13 protein-coding genes are annotated in these 16994 nt (G+C 61.7%); 3 read left to right on the top strand and 10 right to left on the bottom strand.

All coding sequences use genetic code 11. The features are described from left to right. Positions 1 to 44 precede the first annotated feature (44 nt). The 7 genes from GZ093_RS05030 to GZ093_RS05060 form a co-directional block, all read right to left on the bottom strand. Positions 45 to 1016 (bottom strand): TRAP transporter substrate-binding protein, encoded by a 972-nt coding sequence (locus GZ093_RS05030; protein WP_296482941.1) that lies wholly within the window; start codon positions 1014 to 1016, stop codon positions 45 to 47. A gap of 56 nt (positions 1017 to 1072) precedes the next feature. Beyond that, positions 1073 to 2128, bottom strand: coding sequence for a D-erythronate dehydrogenase (denD, locus tag GZ093_RS05035; protein WP_296482943.1), 1056 nt, complete (start codon positions 2126 to 2128; stop codon positions 1073 to 1075). Between the two features lie 25 nt (positions 2129 to 2153). Then, the gene (locus tag GZ093_RS05040; RefSeq protein WP_296482946.1) at positions 2154 to 3596 is read right to left on the bottom strand and encodes an aldehyde dehydrogenase family protein; all 1443 of its coding nucleotides are present in this window, start codon (positions 3594 to 3596) and stop codon (positions 2154 to 2156) included. Between the two features lie 26 nt (positions 3597 to 3622). Continuing rightward, positions 3623 to 4552, bottom strand: coding sequence for a dihydrodipicolinate synthase family protein (locus tag GZ093_RS05045; protein ID WP_296482948.1), 930 nt, complete (start codon positions 4550 to 4552; stop codon positions 3623 to 3625). Between the two features lie 16 nt (positions 4553 to 4568). Next, on the bottom strand, positions 4569 to 5597 hold the full coding sequence (gene dmpG, locus GZ093_RS05050; RefSeq protein ID WP_296482950.1) for a 4-hydroxy-2-oxovalerate aldolase: 1029 nt from the start codon (positions 5595 to 5597) through the stop codon (positions 4569 to 4571). Between the two features lie 14 nt (positions 5598 to 5611). Then, a complete protein-coding gene (locus tag GZ093_RS05055; RefSeq protein ID WP_296482953.1) occupies positions 5612 to 6541 on the bottom strand; it encodes an acetaldehyde dehydrogenase (acetylating) in 930 nt (309 codons plus the stop codon). Between the two features lie 83 nt (positions 6542 to 6624). Beyond that, on the bottom strand, positions 6625 to 8364 hold the full coding sequence (locus tag GZ093_RS05060) for an IlvD/Edd family dehydratase (RefSeq protein ID WP_296482957.1): 1740 nt from the start codon (positions 8362 to 8364) through the stop codon (positions 6625 to 6627). 163 nt (positions 8365 to 8527) lie between these two features. Between GZ093_RS05060 and GZ093_RS05065 the strand changes: the two genes are divergently transcribed. Next, positions 8528 to 9481 (top strand): LysR family transcriptional regulator, encoded by a 954-nt coding sequence (locus GZ093_RS05065; RefSeq protein WP_296482959.1) that lies wholly within the window; start codon positions 8528 to 8530, stop codon positions 9479 to 9481. Between the two features lie 106 nt (positions 9482 to 9587). On the opposite strand, the gene GZ093_RS20820 is transcribed toward GZ093_RS05065, so the two are convergent. Both GZ093_RS20820 and recQ read right to left on the bottom strand, forming a co-directional pair. Then, positions 9588 to 13076: an EAL domain-containing protein gene (locus GZ093_RS20820; protein ID WP_363260217.1), complete on the bottom strand. Its 3489-nt coding sequence runs from the start codon at positions 13074 to 13076 to the stop codon at positions 9588 to 9590. A 121-nt stretch (positions 13077 to 13197) separates the two neighbouring features. Further along, positions 13198 to 15051, bottom strand: coding sequence for a DNA helicase RecQ (gene recQ, locus GZ093_RS05080; RefSeq protein ID WP_296483010.1), 1854 nt, complete (start codon positions 15049 to 15051; stop codon positions 13198 to 13200). Between the two features lie 159 nt (positions 15052 to 15210). On the opposite strand from recQ, the gene GZ093_RS05085 reads away from it, so the two are divergent. Further along, on the top strand, positions 15211 to 16257 hold the full coding sequence (locus tag GZ093_RS05085) for a homocysteine S-methyltransferase family protein (protein WP_296482961.1): 1047 nt from the start codon (positions 15211 to 15213) through the stop codon (positions 16255 to 16257). Positions 16258 to 16383: 126 nt separating this feature from the next. Then, positions 16384 to 16647, top strand: coding sequence for a DUF504 domain-containing protein (locus GZ093_RS05090; protein WP_296482962.1), 264 nt, complete (start codon positions 16384 to 16386; stop codon positions 16645 to 16647). A gap of 68 nt (positions 16648 to 16715) precedes the next feature. Here the strand turns inward: GZ093_RS05090 and GZ093_RS05095 are convergent, their stop codons facing one another. Further along, positions 16716 to 16922, bottom strand: coding sequence for a hypothetical protein (locus GZ093_RS05095; RefSeq protein ID WP_296482964.1), 207 nt, complete (start codon positions 16920 to 16922; stop codon positions 16716 to 16718). Between the last annotated feature and the right edge of the window lie 72 nt (positions 16923 to 16994).

Below are 16994 nucleotides of genomic sequence, written 5' to 3' on the forward strand. Positions count from 1 at the left end.
GCTTGCGCACTCCGGGTGTTAGCAGCAAGAAAAAACAGTAGCAATTACTTGTAGTTGCGGATCTTGTCCATGTTGGCTTTGCCGAACTGCTTTTCGAAATCAGCGTACACCGGGGCAAGCTTGGCCACGAACTTCGCCTTGTCGATTTTCTCGGTCACCTCCACGCCCTTGCCGCGCAGGTAGGTCACGCCCATGGCATCATCTGCATCTACCCGGGCCCGATTGGCGACCACGGCCACCTTGGCTGCATCCAAAAACACCTTCTGATCGGCGGGGGGCAGCTTATCGAACATTTCTTTGTTCATCAGAAAGATGGCGGGGGAATAGACGTGACCGGTGAGTGATACGTACTTTTGCACCTGGTCGAGTTTGGCCGCCATGATGACTGACAAGGGGTTTTCCTGACCGTCAACCGTGCCTTGCTGCAGCGCAGTGAACACTTCGGCCATGGCCATCGGTGTGGTTACGATGCCCAGGCCTTTGTAGGCGGCTACGTGCACCGGGTTCTCCATGGTGCGAAGCTTCAGTCCCTTGAGGTCGTCCGGGGTGTTGATGGTGCGCTTGCTGTTGGTCATGTTGCGCATGCCGTTCTCACCCCAGGCCAACGCCTTGAAGCCCTTGGACTCGAACTTTTTCAGCATGTCCTGGCCAATCGGGCCATCCAGCACGGCACGGGCATGGGCCTTGTCCCGAAACAAAAACGGAATATCCAGGATCTTCGCCTCCGGCACGAAGTTGGGCACCGGGCCTGTCGACGTGAACGTCAATGCCTGGGTGCCCAGTTGCACCGCCTCGATGGATTCGCGCTCGCTACCCAATGAGGCGTTGTAGAAGGTCTCAATTTTGTACCGACCGTTGGTTCGTTTTCCAACTTCCGAGGCGAAGGTGTCGATACCAATGCCCTGATGCGAATTTTGCGCGATGGCAATGTTGATCTTCATAACGGTCTGGGCTGCGGCAACGGCGACAAAACCCAAGGCCAACGACAGGCCAATAACCAGTTTTCTCAATTTCATGGAAAGTATCCTCAGTTTGGACGGGTGGTAAAAGTTATCATACAACTTGTGTATTGTTATCCGATAGGCAGCTTGATGGCATAGGTATTTTCCCTGATGTACTCGCGAATAATGTCGTCAAAGCTATCTTCGGGCAACAGACCTAGGCCGCGCGCCCGCTCCGCATGAATGCGGGCTGGCCAGGTCTTGACGATGTTGCGGATGGCCGGGTCGGGCGTCCAGTCGATCAAAGCGGTAGCCGCCGTGCCCGCCACGCGCTCCAGCGCTGCCGCCATCTCGCCGGGGGTGGTGGTCAGGGCTGGCAACGTCAGGGCTGTTCGGGCGCCCCAGGTCTGGTCGGAGGCCTCGGCCGCACGAATCAGACCCTGGATGGTGCGTGCCGGGGATGACAGTGCCACGGGCGTGTCGGCTGTCACCGGGCAAGAGGTCTGAACGCCGGCCAGCGGCTCACGGATCATGCCGCTCAAAAAGCTCGATGCAGCGCCGTTGGGCTTGCCGGGGCGGACACTGACCGTCATCAAACGCACGCTGCGGCCTTGGATGAAGCCTTTGCGCGTGTAGTCGGCCACCAGTTGTTCACCGATGAATTTCTGGATGCCATAGCTGCTTTGCGGTGTCGGCAGGGTGTTGTCTTCAATGGCGCTCGGTAGCGGCTGCGCCGGGGTGTCGCCGAACACGGCCAGTGAGCTGGCAAACACCAGCATGGGTTTTGTCTGCAAGGCGCGGCAGGCGCCCAGCAAGGCGAGCGTGGCGGCAAAGTTGCTGCGCATGCCGAGATCAAAATCGGCCTCGCATTCACCGCTGACCGCTGCCGCGAGATGAAAAACAATAGCAGTATCCTTAGCAACGACGGGGGCTACAGCGCTTTTATCTTCAAGAAGTTCATTCAGGTCGCCGAGCAGCGAGGAAACGCGGGCGTCGGCCAGCAAATCGTCGGGTGGCGCGGCGCGGTCAACCAGGGTGATGTGAGTGATCTCCGTCGGCGCGGCACCCGCGAGCGACAACTGCCCCTGGGCCAGCAGCGTGCGCGCCAGACGCACGCCCAAAAATCCGGCACCGCCGGTGATCACGATATGACAGGGCCCAGTAGCCTGAGCGGATGGCTTCAACATGGTGGTTTCCTAAGTAATGGATAGTTCAGCTGCCAATATAGGCTGTTTTCACCGTGGTGAAAAACTCCTGCGCATAGCGCCCCTGCTCACGCGAGCCGTAGCTCGATCCCTTGCTGCCACCAAACGGCACGTGGTAGTCGACCCCGGCGGTCGGCAGGTTCACCATCACCATGCCGGCCTGGCTGTGGCGCTTGAAGTGCGTGGCGTATTTCAGCGAGGTGGTGGCAATGCCGCTTGAGAGCCCATAGGGCGTGTTGTTGGCCTCCACCAGCGCTTCTTCATAAGCCTTGACGCGGATGATGCTGGCGACCGGGCCGAACACTTCTTCCCGGTTGATGCGCATCGCCGCTGTGGTGTCGGTCAAAAGCGCCGGCGCCATGTAAAAACCCTCGGTGCTGCACTGCAGGCGCTCACCACCGGCGACCAGCACGGCGCCTTCGGCCTTGCCGATCTCCACATAGCTCAGGTCCTGCTCCAACTGGGCTTGTGAGGCGACCGGGCCGATGTCGATGCCGGCCGCCAGGGCGTCCCCAATCTTGAGGCCCGCCATGCGTTGTTTCATGGCTTCAAGGAACTTGGGGTAAATGCCGTCGGTGACGATCAGCCGGCTCGCGGCCGTGCAGCGCTGGCCGGTCGCGAAGAACGCGCTTTGCACGCTGAGTTCGACCGCCTGCGCCAGGTCCGCATCGTCCAGGATGACTTGCGGGTTCTTGCCGCCCATCTCAAGCTGCACCTTCTTCAGGTTGAGCGCGCATTGCTGGGCAATGCGTTGGCCCACGCCTTGCGAGCCGGTGAAGCTGATGGCGTTGATGCCGGGGTGGTTGACCAGCGGGTCACCGATGACGCTGCCGCGGCCCATCACCAGGTTGAACACGCCCGCCGGGATGCCAGAACGGCTGATGATCTCGGCCAGGGCCCAGGCACAGCCGGGCACCAGGTCCGCCGGTTTGAGCACCACGCAGTTGCCATAGGCCAGCGCCGGGGCGGTCTTCCAGGCGGGAATGGCGATGGGGAAGTTCCAGGGGGTGATCAGGCCGATCACACCCACCGGCTCGCGGGTGATCTCGACGCTGACGCCCGAGCGTACCGAGGGCACGATCTCACCGCTCAGGCGCAAGCATTCGCCGGCGAAGAACTTGAAGATATTGCCGGCGCGCGTAACCTCGCCAATGCCTTCGGGCTTGGTTTTGCCTTCTTCACGGGCCAGCAGGGTGCCGAGTTCTTCACGCCGGGCCAGGATTTCGGTGCCGATCTTGTCCAGCGCATCGGCTCTGGCCTGGATGTTGCCGGTGGACCAGGCGGGGAAGGCGGATTGGGCCGCCTTGACCGCTGCATCGAGCTGCGCGGCATCGGCCTGGGTGTAGTCGCCGATGACGTCGGCAATATTGGACGGATTGATGTTGGGGGCGTATTTGGCACCCGCAATCCATTGGCCGTTGATGAGGTTGTCGTGTTTTTGAGTTGTCATGGTGATAGGTCCTTGGTAATTTGAATTTACTTGCCCCAGCGCAGAACCATCGGGTCCAGGCGCTGTGCGGTCTCTAACAGGCCCGCGCGGACGGCGGGGTGCATGGCAGGCCAGGGATGGCGCGGTGCTTCGCAGGCAATGACGCCGCCTTCCTTCATCAGCGCCTTGGCGCTCAGAATGCCGCCCTGGCGGTTTTCATAGTTGATCAGGGGCAGCCATTGCTGGTAGTGGGCGATGGCTTCTTCACGTCGACCGGCGCAATAGGCGTCCACAATCAGGCGAATGCCATCGGGGTAAGCGCCGCCGGTCATGGCGCCGGTGGCGCCGGCGTCCAGATCGGGCAGCAGGGTGATGGCTTCCTCGCCATCCCACGGGCCTTCAATGGCGGCCCCGCCCAGGCGGATCAGTTCGCGCAGCTTGGAGGCGGCACCGGCGGTTTCGATCTTGAAATAGGACACCTGCTTGATCTCCTTGGCCATGCGGGCCAGAAAGGCTGCCGACAGAACTGTGCCGCTGGCGGGGGCGTCCTGAATCATGATCGGAATATCGAGAGCGTCCGACACGCCGGCGTAGAACTCATAAATCTTGTCTTCGGAGACGCGAAAGGTGGCGCCATGGTAGGGCGGCATCACCATCACCATGGCCGCGCCCAGCTCCTCGGCGCGCACACTGCGCTGGGCACAGACCTGGGTGCTGAAGTGGGTGGTCGTCACAATCACCGGCACCCGGCCCGCCACGTGTTCGAGGATGGTTCGGGTCAGCACGTCACGCTCTTCGTCCGAGAGCAGGAACTGCTCCGAGAAGTTGGCCAGAATGCACAGGCCATTGGAGCCTGCGTCGATCATGAAATCGACGCAACGCCTCTGGCTGGCCAGATCGAGCTCGCCATTCTCAAAAAACGTGGTCGGTACCACCGGGAAGACGCCCTTGAAGCGGGCCAGGTTTGTTTGAGTCATGTCAATCCCTTTGACGTTAAATAAGGCCGCGCGCTTTGGCCATGGTCATTGCCGCATCTTCAATCATGTCTTCCTGACCGCCGACCATGCCACGGCGACCGAGTTCGATCAGAATCTCGCGGGCGGAAACACCGTATTTTTTCTCTGCCCGTTTGGCGAACAGCAGAAAGGAGGAATAGACGCCAGCGTAACCCAGGATCAAGGCGTCGCGGTCAATGCGGATCGGGTGATCCATCATCGGCACCACGACGTCCTCGGCCACGTCCTGCATCTTGAACAGGTCCACGCCGGTCACTATACCCATGCGGTTGCACACGGCAATGAAGACTTCCATGGGCGTGTTGCCGGCGCCCGCGCCAAGACCCGCCGCCGCTGCATCAATGCGCGTCGCACCGCTCTCGACGGCGACCACCGAGTTGGCCACACCCATGGCCAGGTTGTGGTGGCCATGAAAGCCGAGTTCTGTTTCAGGATTGAGCACGGCACGCACGGCGCTGATTTTTTCCTTGACCTCATCGGGCAGCATGTAACCGGCCGAGTCGGTGATGTAGATGCAATTGGCACCATAACTTTCCATCAGGCGGGCCTGGCTGATCAGTTGTCTTGAGTCCGCCTTGTGCGCCATCATCAAAAAACCGACCGTGTCCATCTCCAGTTGACGCGCCAGGCTGATGTGCTGCTCGGAGACGTCGGCCTCGGTGCAGTGGGTGGCGACCCGGATGGTGTGCACGCCCAGATCCTTGGCCATTCGGAGGTGGTCCACCGTGCCGATACCTGGGATCAAAAGAGCCGACACCTTGGCCTGCTGCAGCAGGGGAATCACGGTGCTCAGGTACTCCTCGTCGGTGTGGGCGGAGAAGCCATAGTTCACCGAGGCGCCGCCCAGACCGTCGCCGTGGGTGACTTCGATCAGCGGCACACCGGCGGCGTCGAGCCCGGTTGCCACGGCCTTCATCTGGTCCAGCGTCATCTGGTGGCGCTTGGGGTGCATGCCGTCGCGCAGGGTCATGTCGTGGACGGTGATTTTTTTACCTTTGACAGTCATGGGGTGCTCCGGGCTCATGCTGCCATCGCCGCGTCGGTCGCGGGCTTGAGGACGATCTTGCCCGCAAGGATTTCCTCGGCGAACATCTCGGCGGTGCGGGCGGCGGCGGCGGTCATGATGTCGAGGTTGCCGGAATACTTGGGCAGGAAGTCACCCAGGCCTTCCACTTCCAGAAAGACCGACACCCGCTTGCCGTCAAACACCGGGCCATTGACCAGTCTGTAACCGGGTACGTACTTTTGCACTTCCTTGATCATCGCGTGAATGGAGGCGGAGATCTTCGCCTGGTCCGGTTCCGTCTCGGTCAGGCAATGCACGGTGTCGCGCATGACCAGCGGCGGCTCGGCCGGGTTGATGATGATGATGGCCTTGCCCCTGGTTGCGCCGCCCACCTGCTCAATAGCGCGGGAGGTGGTCCGGGTGAATTCGTCGATGTTCTTGCGCGTGCCGGGGCCAGCTGACCTGGAGGAAATCGCGGCCACGATCTCGCCGTACTGGACCGGCTGCACCCGGGAGATGGCGGCGATCATCGGAATCGTCGCCTGGCCACCGCAGGTCACCATGTTGACGTTCATGACGCGCTGGCCGAGGAGCGGCAGGAGGTTGACCGGCGGCACGCAGAACGGGCCGATGGCGGCCGGTGTCAGGTCGATCACCAGGACGCCCAATTCAGTCAGCTTGCGCGAGTTCTCGGCATGGACATAGGCCGAGGTCGCATCAAAGGCAATCTGCACGCCATCGGCCAGCACATGGGGCAACAGGCCGTCAACGCCCAGTTCGGTGGTCTTCAAACCCAGCTCGCGGGCGCGCTTGAGGCCCTCGGAGCTCGGGTCAACACCCACCATCCAGACCGGGTCCAGCACCGCGCTGCGCCTGAGTTTGTAGAGCAGATCGGTGCCGATGTTGCCCGGACCGATCAGTGCACATTTGATCTTCTTGTTCATCACTAGTCTTTCAAATCAATCGCCTGGAACGTACTGGATTCCCGCCTGCGCGGAAACGATGTCTTGATGGCAGTGCCCTTTTCTCAGTGCGAATGCCGGGGCACCTCGGCACCGCGACAGCCCACCAGAAAATCGAAGTCACAGCCTTCGTCGGCCTGCAACACCCGGTCGATGTACAACTGCTGGTAGCCGCCCTTGGTCGGCGCTGCGGGCTTGGCCTGCAGTTCAGCCTGGCGCTGCGCGATTTCCAAGTCACTGATCTCCACGTCCAGCTTGCCCGCATGGCTGTCGAGCGCGATCCAGTCGCCATCGCGCACGATCGCCAGCGGCCCGCCGGCCGCTGCTTCGGGTGCCACGTGCAGCACCACGGTGCCGTAGGCCGTGCCGCTCATGCGGGCGTCCGAGATGCGAACCATGTCGGTGATTCCCTGCGCCAGCAATTTCGGCGGCAAGCCCATGTTGCCCACCTCCGCCATGCCGGGATAGCCCTTGGGGCCGCAGTTCTTGAGCACCATCACCGAGTCGGCATCGACCTCCAGGTCCGGGTCGCCGATGCGCGCCTTGTAGTGGTCAAAATCCTCGAACACCACCGCCTTGCCCCGGTGTTTCATCAGCGCGGGCGTTGCCGCTGATGGTTTCAGCACCGCGCCACGCGGCGCCAGATTGCCGCGCAGGATGCAGATGCTGCCATCCGCGACCAAGGGCTTATCCAGTGGCCGGATGACTTCGGCGTTGTGGATGGGGGCGTCCAGCACGTTCTCCCAGATCGACTTGCCGTTGACCGTGAGCGCATCCTTGTGCGGCAACAGGCCGCCCTCGCCCATACGGCGCAGCACGCCGGGCAGACCACCCGCGTAATAGAAATCCTCCATCAGGAAGCGGCCTGACGGCTGCAGGTCCACCAGGGTCGGTGTCCCCTTGCCTACGTGCGTCCAGTCGTCCAATTCGAGTGGCACGCCGATGCGAGCGGCAATGGCTTTGAGGTGAATCACGGCATTGGTGGAGCCGCCAACGGCCGCATTGACGCGAATGGCGTTTTCAAACGCTGCGCGCGTCAGAATTTTGGACAGTTTCAGGTCTTCCCACACCATGTCCACGATGCGCATGCCCGACATGTGGGCTAGCACGTAACGGCGCGAATCGACTGCCGGAATGGCGGCGTTGTGCGGCAACGAAGTGCCCAGCGCCTCGGCCATGCAGGCCATGGTGGAGGCGGTGCCCATGGTGTTGCAGGTGCCGGCGGAGCGCGACATGCCGGCTTCGGCCGACATGAACTGGTTCAGCGTGATTTGCCCCGCCTTGACGGCTTCGTGCAGCTGCCAGACCACCGTGCCGGAGCCGATGTCACGGCCCTCGTGTTTGCCGTTGAGCATCGGGCCACCGGTGACCACGATGGTCGGGATGTCGCAGCTGGCCGCGCCCATCAGCAAGGCCGGCGTGGTCTTGTCGCAACCGACCAGCAGCACCACCGCGTCCATCGGGTTGCCGCGAATCGACTCTTCCACATCCATGCTCGCCAGGTTGCGCGTCAGCATGGCGGTGGGGCGCAAGTTGGACTCACCGTTGGAAAACACCGGAAACTCGACCGGGAAGCCGCCTGCCTCGGAAATACCGCGCTTCACGTGCTCGGCAATCTTGCGAAAGTGCGCGTTGCACGGTGTCAGCTCCGACCAGGTGTTGCAGATGCCAATGATCGGCTTGCCCTGAAATTCATGGTCCGGAATGCCTTGATTTTTCATCCAGCTGCGGTACATGAAACCGTTCTTGTCGGCGCTACCGAACCAGGCGGCAGACCGCAATACACGTTTGGGCGGGGTGGACATCCGAGTCTCCTTCAGTCTTTTGGGTTGCAATCGGCGGAATCTTAGGCCTTGCTGAAATACAAAACAAATGAATTAATATGTGAAATCGATATTATTTTTTATATCAATCAAGCAGTAAACCGGATGAACGCTGACTATCCCCGCCACTGACACCTCCAGACCCATGACTGACCATGACCAAGACCATGACGCCGCGCGGCGCACGCGGACCAAGCTCAAAACCCGCCAGATGTTCCTGTTGCTCGCGCTGGACGAAGCACGCAATCTTCATCAGGCGGCCAAAGAAACCCACATGAGCCAGCCCGCCGCGTCGAAGATGCTCAAAGACATTGAGGAACTCTTTGGTGTGCCGTTTTTTGAACGGCTGCCGCGCGGCGTGCGGCCCACGCTGTATGGCGAAACCATGATCCGCCATGTCCGGATGGCACTCACCAATCTGTCACAAGGTCAGGACGCCATTGCCACGCTGCAAGCCGGCCTGTCCGGCCAGGTTGACATCGGCGTGATCATCACGCCCGCCACGACGCTGGTACCGCAGGCCATTGCGCGCACAAAGCAAGAGGCTCCGCGTCTGTGTATCGGCGTTGAGGTCGGTACCAGCACTGAGCTGGTAGGACGCCTGAAGCACGGCCAACTCGATTTCCTGATCGCGCGAATTCGGGAGCAGGAAGATGATTTGGACCTGTTGTATGAGGACTTGTCGGAGGAAGCCGAGTGCGCCGTCGCGCGCGTTGGACATCCCCTGCTGGCGCACAGCGATCTGAGTCTGAACGATCTGGCCGCCGCCAGCTGGATCCTGTCGCCGCGCGGCAGCATTCTGCGCCACCAGTTTGACATGATGTTTCGCCGTATTGACCTGGAGACGCCCGCCAACGTGGTGGAGACCACGGCCATTTCAGTGATCACCAGCCTGCTGCAGCAAACCGACTTCCTGCATGTGATGCCCCTGGAGGTGGCCCACTATTACGTCCGCTCCGGCGAACTGGCCATTCTGCCCATCGACCTGCCCTGCAAGATGGATAGTTTCGGCATCATCATGCGGCGCGATCAATTGCTGTCACCCGGCGCCAACCTGCTGTTACAGCACGTGCGCGCCATCGCGGTGGGAATGTATTGAGGAGCCGCTTCTTCGCGCCCATGCCGCTGATGCCTTGCCTGTGTTGCCCAGCCGGCCGCTGCCAGTCAATCGGCCATGCTTGAAAATTGAAAAAATTCGGAATCAATCAGCTGACGCCATTGCGCATGAACGCTTCAAACTGATCTTTGGGTAGCGGCCGGCTGAAGTAATAGCCCTGCACCTCATCGCAGCCTTGCAAGCGCAAAAAGGTCAGTTGGCTGGCGGTTTCCACGCCTTCGGCAATGGTGTGCATGCCCAAACTGCTGGCCAGATTGATGATCGCGGTGACGATCGCCTTGTCATCCGGATCATCGCTGATGTCGCGGACAAAAGACTGATCGATCTTGAGCTTGTAGATCTTGAATTTCTTCAAGTAACTCAGGCTCGAGTAGCCGGTGCCAAAATCGTCAATCGACAGGCGGATGCCGCGTTCATCGAGCTGGTTCATGACCGCAATGGCGCCCACTGGATCATCCATCGCAGTGGCCTCCGTCAGCTCCAGTTCCAGGTACTCGGGGGGGAGCGCGGCCTCGTCGAGAATGCGCGTCACCATGTCAATCAGGTTCGGGTGGCGAAACTGCACCGCTGACAGATTGACCGCCATCACCATGGGCCGCATCCCGGCGTCAAGCCACTGCTTTAATTGCCGCACGGCCGTGCGCAACACCCACTCGCCAATCGCCAGGATCTGACCACTGTCTTCCGCAATCGGGATGAACTCCACCGGCGAGATCGTGCCCAGTTCGGGATGGTGCCAGCGTAAGAGCGCTTCGGCGCCCACCATGTGACCATCCTGCAAGGCGATCTGCGGCTGAAAATGCAGCTCAAATTCGTTCCGGGAGAGCGCATGGCGCAGCGCGTTGACCAGTTGCAGGGTGCGCGCCGAATGGGTCTGCATCTCCTGCGTGAAAAATCGAAAATCGTTGCGCGAGGTTTGCTTGACGCGGTACATGGCGGCGTCGGCATTTTTTGACAGGGTCTCAAAATCGTGCCCGTCATTGGGATACAGGGCAATGCCAATCGACACCGTGCTCGTCAATTCATTGTGTTCAATCTGGCACGGCTGCGCCACGGCCGCAATCAACTTGGCGGCGACCCGACTGGCGCCTGCTTCATCCGTGTCCGGCAGCAACAGGATGAACTCATCGCCGCCCAGGCGCGACAAGCTGTCTCCTTCCCTCAGGGTGGCCCTGAGTCGGGACGAGACCGCCACCAGCAGCTGATCCCCAATGCTGTGGCCCAGGGTGTCGTTGATGTTCTTGAAGTGGTCCAGATCGAGAAACATGACGGCCATCTGGCCACCATGACGCTGCGCCAGGGTGATAGCGTAGTTGAAGCGATCCTGGAGCTGACTGCGGTTGGGCAGGCCGGTGAGCTGATCAAAATTCGCCAACCGCTGAATCTGCGCCTGTGCCCGCTTCAGTTCAGTGATGTCGCGTGTGATCGAGAGGATGCAGTCAACGTCTTTGAGGCGTATTTTTTCCGCTGACATCAGGCCGGGGAAGATCTCGCCGTCTTTCTTGACGAAGTTCGCCTCCAGGTTGCTGCAACGCCCGTCGCGCTGCAAGGCCTCAACCATGCGCTGGCGGTCCGCGGTGTCGCCCCAGAGATGGAGTTCGGTGGCGGTCTTGCCCACCACCTCGTCGTGCTGCCAGCCGGTGATGCGCTCAAAACCCTCGTTGACATCGACGTAGCGGCCATCCACCAGCCGGGTGATGTTGACGGCATCCGGACTGGTCTGAAAGGCCTTGCGATAGCGCTCTTCGGTGTCGCGCAAATCGTCCTGCATCTGCTTGCCCGCACGTTCATCGGCAAAGCGTTCCAGCGCAAAGCTGATGTCCAGCGCCATTTCAAGCAACAGGTTTTGCGCGGCTTCATCAAAGGCCCCCACCTCACCCGCATACAGGGTGAAGGCACCAATCACCCGGCCTTTCAGATGCAGCGGCAGCGACGCCGAGGCGCCCCAGCCGAAGCTGGCGCCACGCTCATGCCAGGCTGCGGTGGCCTCGTCGTGCTGGAAGTCCTGGCACCAAAGCGGCCGGTCTTCACGAATGGATGTGCCGGTGGGGCCCCGACCTTTGTTGTCGCCCGGGTCGACCGATATTTCAATTCCGTCGAGGTACTCGACGCCGCTGCCAAAAGAGGCCACCGGCTTGACCAACTGGTCAGTCTCATCGAGCAGGCCAATCCAGGCCATCTTCATGCCGCCAAAATTGACGGCGTCGCGGCAAATGACCGGAAACAACTCGTCGGCAGCGCGGCAGCGCACGATCGCCTGGTTGCATTGGCTCAGCGCCGCATAAAGTTTGCTCAGGCGTTCAACTTTGGTCTGTGCCTGCTTGCGCTCGGTGATGTCGCGCGACAACACAATGAAAGTGGGCGCAGCACCCGGCGGGCCAGGCTTGCGCGAAACAGAAAGCTCGAACCAATGCGTGCCACGGGCAAGCGCCAGCTCCATCTGTTGGCCGTGCGAAAAACCGCTGGCATGGGCTTCGTGCACCGCCGCCAGGCAAATGTCTGCTGCCGCAGTCGGTAACACCTGATGCAGTGTCTTGCCCAGCAGTTCAGCGGGCGGGGCGGGCAGCAAGTCAGTGCGCGGCGAATGGTAGGCCAGGTAGCGACCGTCCAGGTCCATTTCAAAGAGCAGATCGGGCAGTGCATCCAAGGTGCTCTGCAGGCGCTGGTTGAGCGCCACCAGTTCATTCGCTTGCACATTGACGTCGACCTGAAGGTCGTTCGCGCGCAGTCGGGTGGCCTGCGCCTGTTTGGCAGCGTAAGCCAGCAGCACACTGAACAGCACCGCCAGCGCAATATTCAGACTCAAGCCCTGGGGGTCGGCCCAGCCCGCCGTGGGGGCCACACTGAGGGTCCACTTGGCATTGGGAACCGTCAAGTCGAAATCCACCGCGCCAAGTGGTGCCTGGGCTGACTGGGCAATGATCTGGCGCTGCTGGCTGGCCGGATCGATGCGCCACAGCGCATAGTCATAGCCACGCGCCACGATCTGCTCCAATTGCGCCGGGCCGAGGGCTTGCGGCAGGCGCAGCACCACGTTGGTAAAGCCCCAAAAACTGCGCTGGCCCTGGCTGTCATCAATGAAGACTGGATAAAACCCCAAGGCGCCAAGTCCGCCCTGCACCAGCTCGAAGGGTCCGGCCAAGGTCAGTTGGCCGCTGTCCCGCGCCAATTTGGCCTCCTTTTCGCGCGCCGGGTGGCGCAGCAGATCGAGGCCAAGGGCGTGCGCGTTGCCGTCGAGAGGCACGATGCGCTCAACAACACCGGAGGGCTCCAGCGCCATGGCCGCTACACCGGGATAGCGCGTCAGCATGTCATTGGCCAAGGCCTCAAAGTTGGCAATGTCGCCGTGGCCTTGTTGAACCAGTGTCGCCAGGGCCAGCGTGGCGGACAATGCCTGATGAAGATTTTGTTGCAGGGCCTGCGCATGGTCGGAGGCCATGGCCAGCGCGTGGGACTGTGCCATCTGCCTGCGGTGCTCCTCAGAGAGATAGACGATAACAGCCGCAAGCAGCCCCGAGAGCAGGAAGACGACGATGCCAACCAGGGCCGGGCGCATGGGCTTAGCGAGAATCGGCATCACACACCTTCCCTGTTGAAATGGTTGCATTGCACATGCCCGCCAATAACGCACACGTTGGCGCCGTGCTTGCGGTCAAATTGTAGAGGTGATCGCAGTCAGGTTCGGTCACATGTGTTGTTCACACGCTCACCATCACGCGCAACACCTCTTCACCATACGCTTCGAGTTTCTTCGCGCCAATGCCGCTGATGCCTTGCAAATCGTCCAGCGACAGCGGCGCGCGCTCGGCAATGGCCACCAGCGTGGCATCGTGAAAAATCACGTAGGCCGGCAGGTTGTGCTCTTTGGCGACTTCGCCGCGCCAGGCTTTCAGGGCGGTGTAGCGCGTCTGCGCCGGCACATCCAGCGCGATCGGCGCCTTGCCGATGCTGCTGGCGTGGGTCGCGCCGCTGCGTTTGGCCTTGCGCTCGGCCGGGCTCGATACCGAAGCCCGCAATTGCACCGTCACCTCGCCCTTGAGCACGGCGCGCGAGGCATCGGTGAGCTGCAAGGTATTGAAGGCCTGGGCATCGACCGCCACGGCACCGATCGCGATCAGCTGGCGCAGCACGCCGCGCAACTGCACTTCGCTAAAGGCCGAGCCAATGCCAAAGGTGCTCAGGGTTTCATGCCCGCGCTGCGTGACCTTGTCGGTGCTCTTGCCGCGAAGAATGTCCATGATGTGAACCGCGCCGTAGCTGCCCCCCATTTGCTGCACGCGGTAGATGGTGCTGAGCAGCTTGCGGGCCGCGTCGGTGCCGTCCCACACCGCCGGTGGGTGCAGGCAGTTGTCGCAATTCCCGCAGGGCTGGCTGGCTTCGCCAAAGTAATGCAGCAAACGCACACGGCGGCAATCGGTGGCCTCGGCCAGACCCAGCAGCGCATCCAACTTGCCGCGCAGTCCCGCCTTGAATTCCTCCCCGGCCGGGCTCTCGTCGATCATGCGGCGCTGGTTCACCACGTCTTGCAGGCCGTAGCACATCCACGCTTGTGCGCTCTGGCCGTCGCGCCCGGCGCGCCCCGTTTCCTGGTAATAGCCCTCGATGTTTTTGGGCATGTCCAGGTGCGCCACAAAGCGCACATCGGGCTTGTCGATGCCCATGCCGAAAGCGATGGTCGCCACCATCACAATGCCCTCGCTGCGCAAGAACTGGTCCTGGTTCGCTTGCCGCACTTTCGCATCCAGTCCCGCGTGGTAGGGCAGGGCGGCAATGCCCTCGTCGCACAACAGGCTGGCAATGTCTTCCACCCGCTTGCGCGACTGGCAATAGACAATGCCGGCGTCGCCCATGTGCTCCTGGCTGATGAAGCGCAGCAACTGCTGCGTGGCCTGCGTTTTTTCGACGATGGTGTAACTGATGTTGGGGCGGTCAAAGCTGCTTAAAAAAAGCCGTGCGTCCTGCAGCTGCAGCCGCTCCACAATGTCGGCGCGGGTCAGCGCGTCGGCGGTGGCGGTGAGCGCGATGCGCGGCACGCTGCCATAGCGCTCGTGCAGAACCGTCAAAGCGCGGTATTCGGGCCGGAAGTCGTGGCCCCACTGGCTCACGCAATGGGCTTCGTCGATGGCAAACAGGCTCAGTTTGCCGCGCTCGTGCAGGGAGTCGAGCTGCGCCAGAAAGCGCGGATTGGTCACCCGCTCGGGCGCCGCGTAGAGCAGGGTGATGTCGCCGCGCAACAGCCGCCGCTCCACCTGCGACGCCGCCTCAAACGACAAGGTGGAGTTGAGAAACTCGGCGCTCACACCGGCCTCATGCAGGGCGCCGACTTGGTCGTGCATCAGCGCGATCAGCGGCGAGATCACGACCGTGATGCCCTGGCCGGCTTGCTCGCGCGCAATCGCTGGAATCTGGTAACACAGCGATTTGCCGCCGCCGGTGGGCATCAGCACCAGCGCGTCGCCGCCCGCCACCACGTGCTCGATGATGGCTTGCTGGGGCCCACGGAACGCGCCGTAACCGAAGACTTCTTGCAGGATTTGGTGAATAGACAAAATAGAATGCTATTAAATATATAGCTGCTTACGCTTATTGGACGAGGGCTAGAGGCCCGTTTGGCATATATTTTCCGGCAAAACCAGAAAATCACCGAGCGCTGTTGCGGCCATTGTCCCACCCCGCACCGCCCGGCCCGCGGCTTTCTACAATACGCGGCTATGAAAGCACTCCACTACACCCGCGGCCAACAGCTGCCCGAGATTTTGCAGCACCGCATCCTGGTGCTGGACGGCGCCATGGGTACCATGATTCAGCGCTTCAAGCTGGGTGAAACGCAGTACCGGGGCGAACGCTTCAAGGACTTCCACAAAGACGTCAAGGGCAACAACGAGTTGCTGAGCTTGAGCCGCCCGGACGTCATCAGTGACATCCATGAGCGCTACCTGGCCGCTGGCGCCGACATGATCGAGACCAACACCTTTGGCGCCACGCGCGTGGCGCAGGCGGACTACGACATGGCGGATCTGGCGTTTGAGATGAACCTGGCCTCGGCCAAGCTGGCCAGAGCCGCCTGCGACAAATTTTCCACCCCCGACAAACCGCGTTTCGTGCTCGGTGCCCTAGGCCCCACGCCCAAGACCGCCAGCATCAGCCCGGACGTGAACGACCCCGGCGCGCGCAACGTGACTTTCGAGCAACTGCGCGCCGCCTATTACGAACAGGTCGAAGCGCTGGTGCAGGGCGGCGCCGATGCGCTGCTGGTCGAAACCATCTTTGACACCCTCAACGCCAAGGCGGCGCTGTTTGCCATCGATGAATTCTTTGAAGCCAGTGGGCAGCAGCTGCCGATCATCATCAGCGGCACGGTGACGGATGCGTCCGGCCGCATTTTGAGCGGCCAGACTGTGACGGCCTTCTGGCACAGCGTGCGCCACGCGCAACCCCTGGCCGTGGGCCTGAACTGCGCCCTGGGCGCCGCGCTGATGCGCCCCTACATCCAGGAACTGGCGCGCGCCGCGCCCGACACCTTCATCAGTTGCTACCCCAACGCCGGCCTGCCCAACCCGATGAGCGACACCGGCTTCGACGAAACCCCCGCCGACACCAGTCGCCTGATTGGCGAATTTGCAGCCGAGGGCCTGGTCAACATCGTGGGCGGCTGCTGCGGCACCACGCCGGAACACATTGGGGCGATTCACGACAAAGTGGCGCCGCTGCCCGGGCGCGTGCTGCAGAGGAATGTGTTTTACAAAGAGGCGGCTTGAGGGGCGACTGGCGCGAGCCAGGCCAGCACCGGACTTGGCAAATTCAAGGCAGCTTGGGCATGCGGACGGCATCTGCATGGCGGCGTCAGCGGTCCGTTGGCTCCGACCCTGGCTAGGGGTCAGGCGATGACGCCCATCCACGAGCTGCTTGCGCGCGTCCGATGGGACCCCGAATTCGGCACGGCGCGGTTCGTGATCGGCTACTACGACCGCGTCGCCCGGGCGCAAGTCAAGGTGCCGCTGGAGCGCATCTGGTTCGAGCCGGGCGCAGGCTTTGCATTCGAGAGGGCGGCAGAGGACGGCACGCGCCACAGCGTGCCCTATCACCGCGTGAGAAACGTGTGGCGCAACGGCGAGCTCATCTGGCACCGTGACGCGCCGCCCGCATGAACGCCGCTGGCAGACTGACTGCCGACATCCAGCAATTCACACGGCGCCGGCGAACCGCTTTGCTGCACTCAGCGCTTGGGCGTGCCCACCGGTCCACGTCGCGACTGCGACTGATTGCTGCCGCCCACATGCGACTCGCGGTCGCTGCGACTGTCGGGGGTACGCTGACCCTGATTCAATTGCGTGGGCGCTTGCTCCCCCTGCTTGTTGGTGTCGTTCTCGACCTTGCCGCTGAGAGGTGTCTGTTGGTCGCGCGGGTTTTGTTTGCTCGTCATGGTGATCTCCTTACAGTTGATAAGTCGAAGCGTTACTGAGCCAAGTCCAAATAATACTATTTGGGAAAGACT

The sequence above is a fragment of the Rhodoferax sp. genome (genome assembly GCF_010365055.1).
Taxonomy (GTDB): domain Bacteria; phylum Pseudomonadota; class Gammaproteobacteria; order Burkholderiales; family Burkholderiaceae_C; genus Rhodoferax.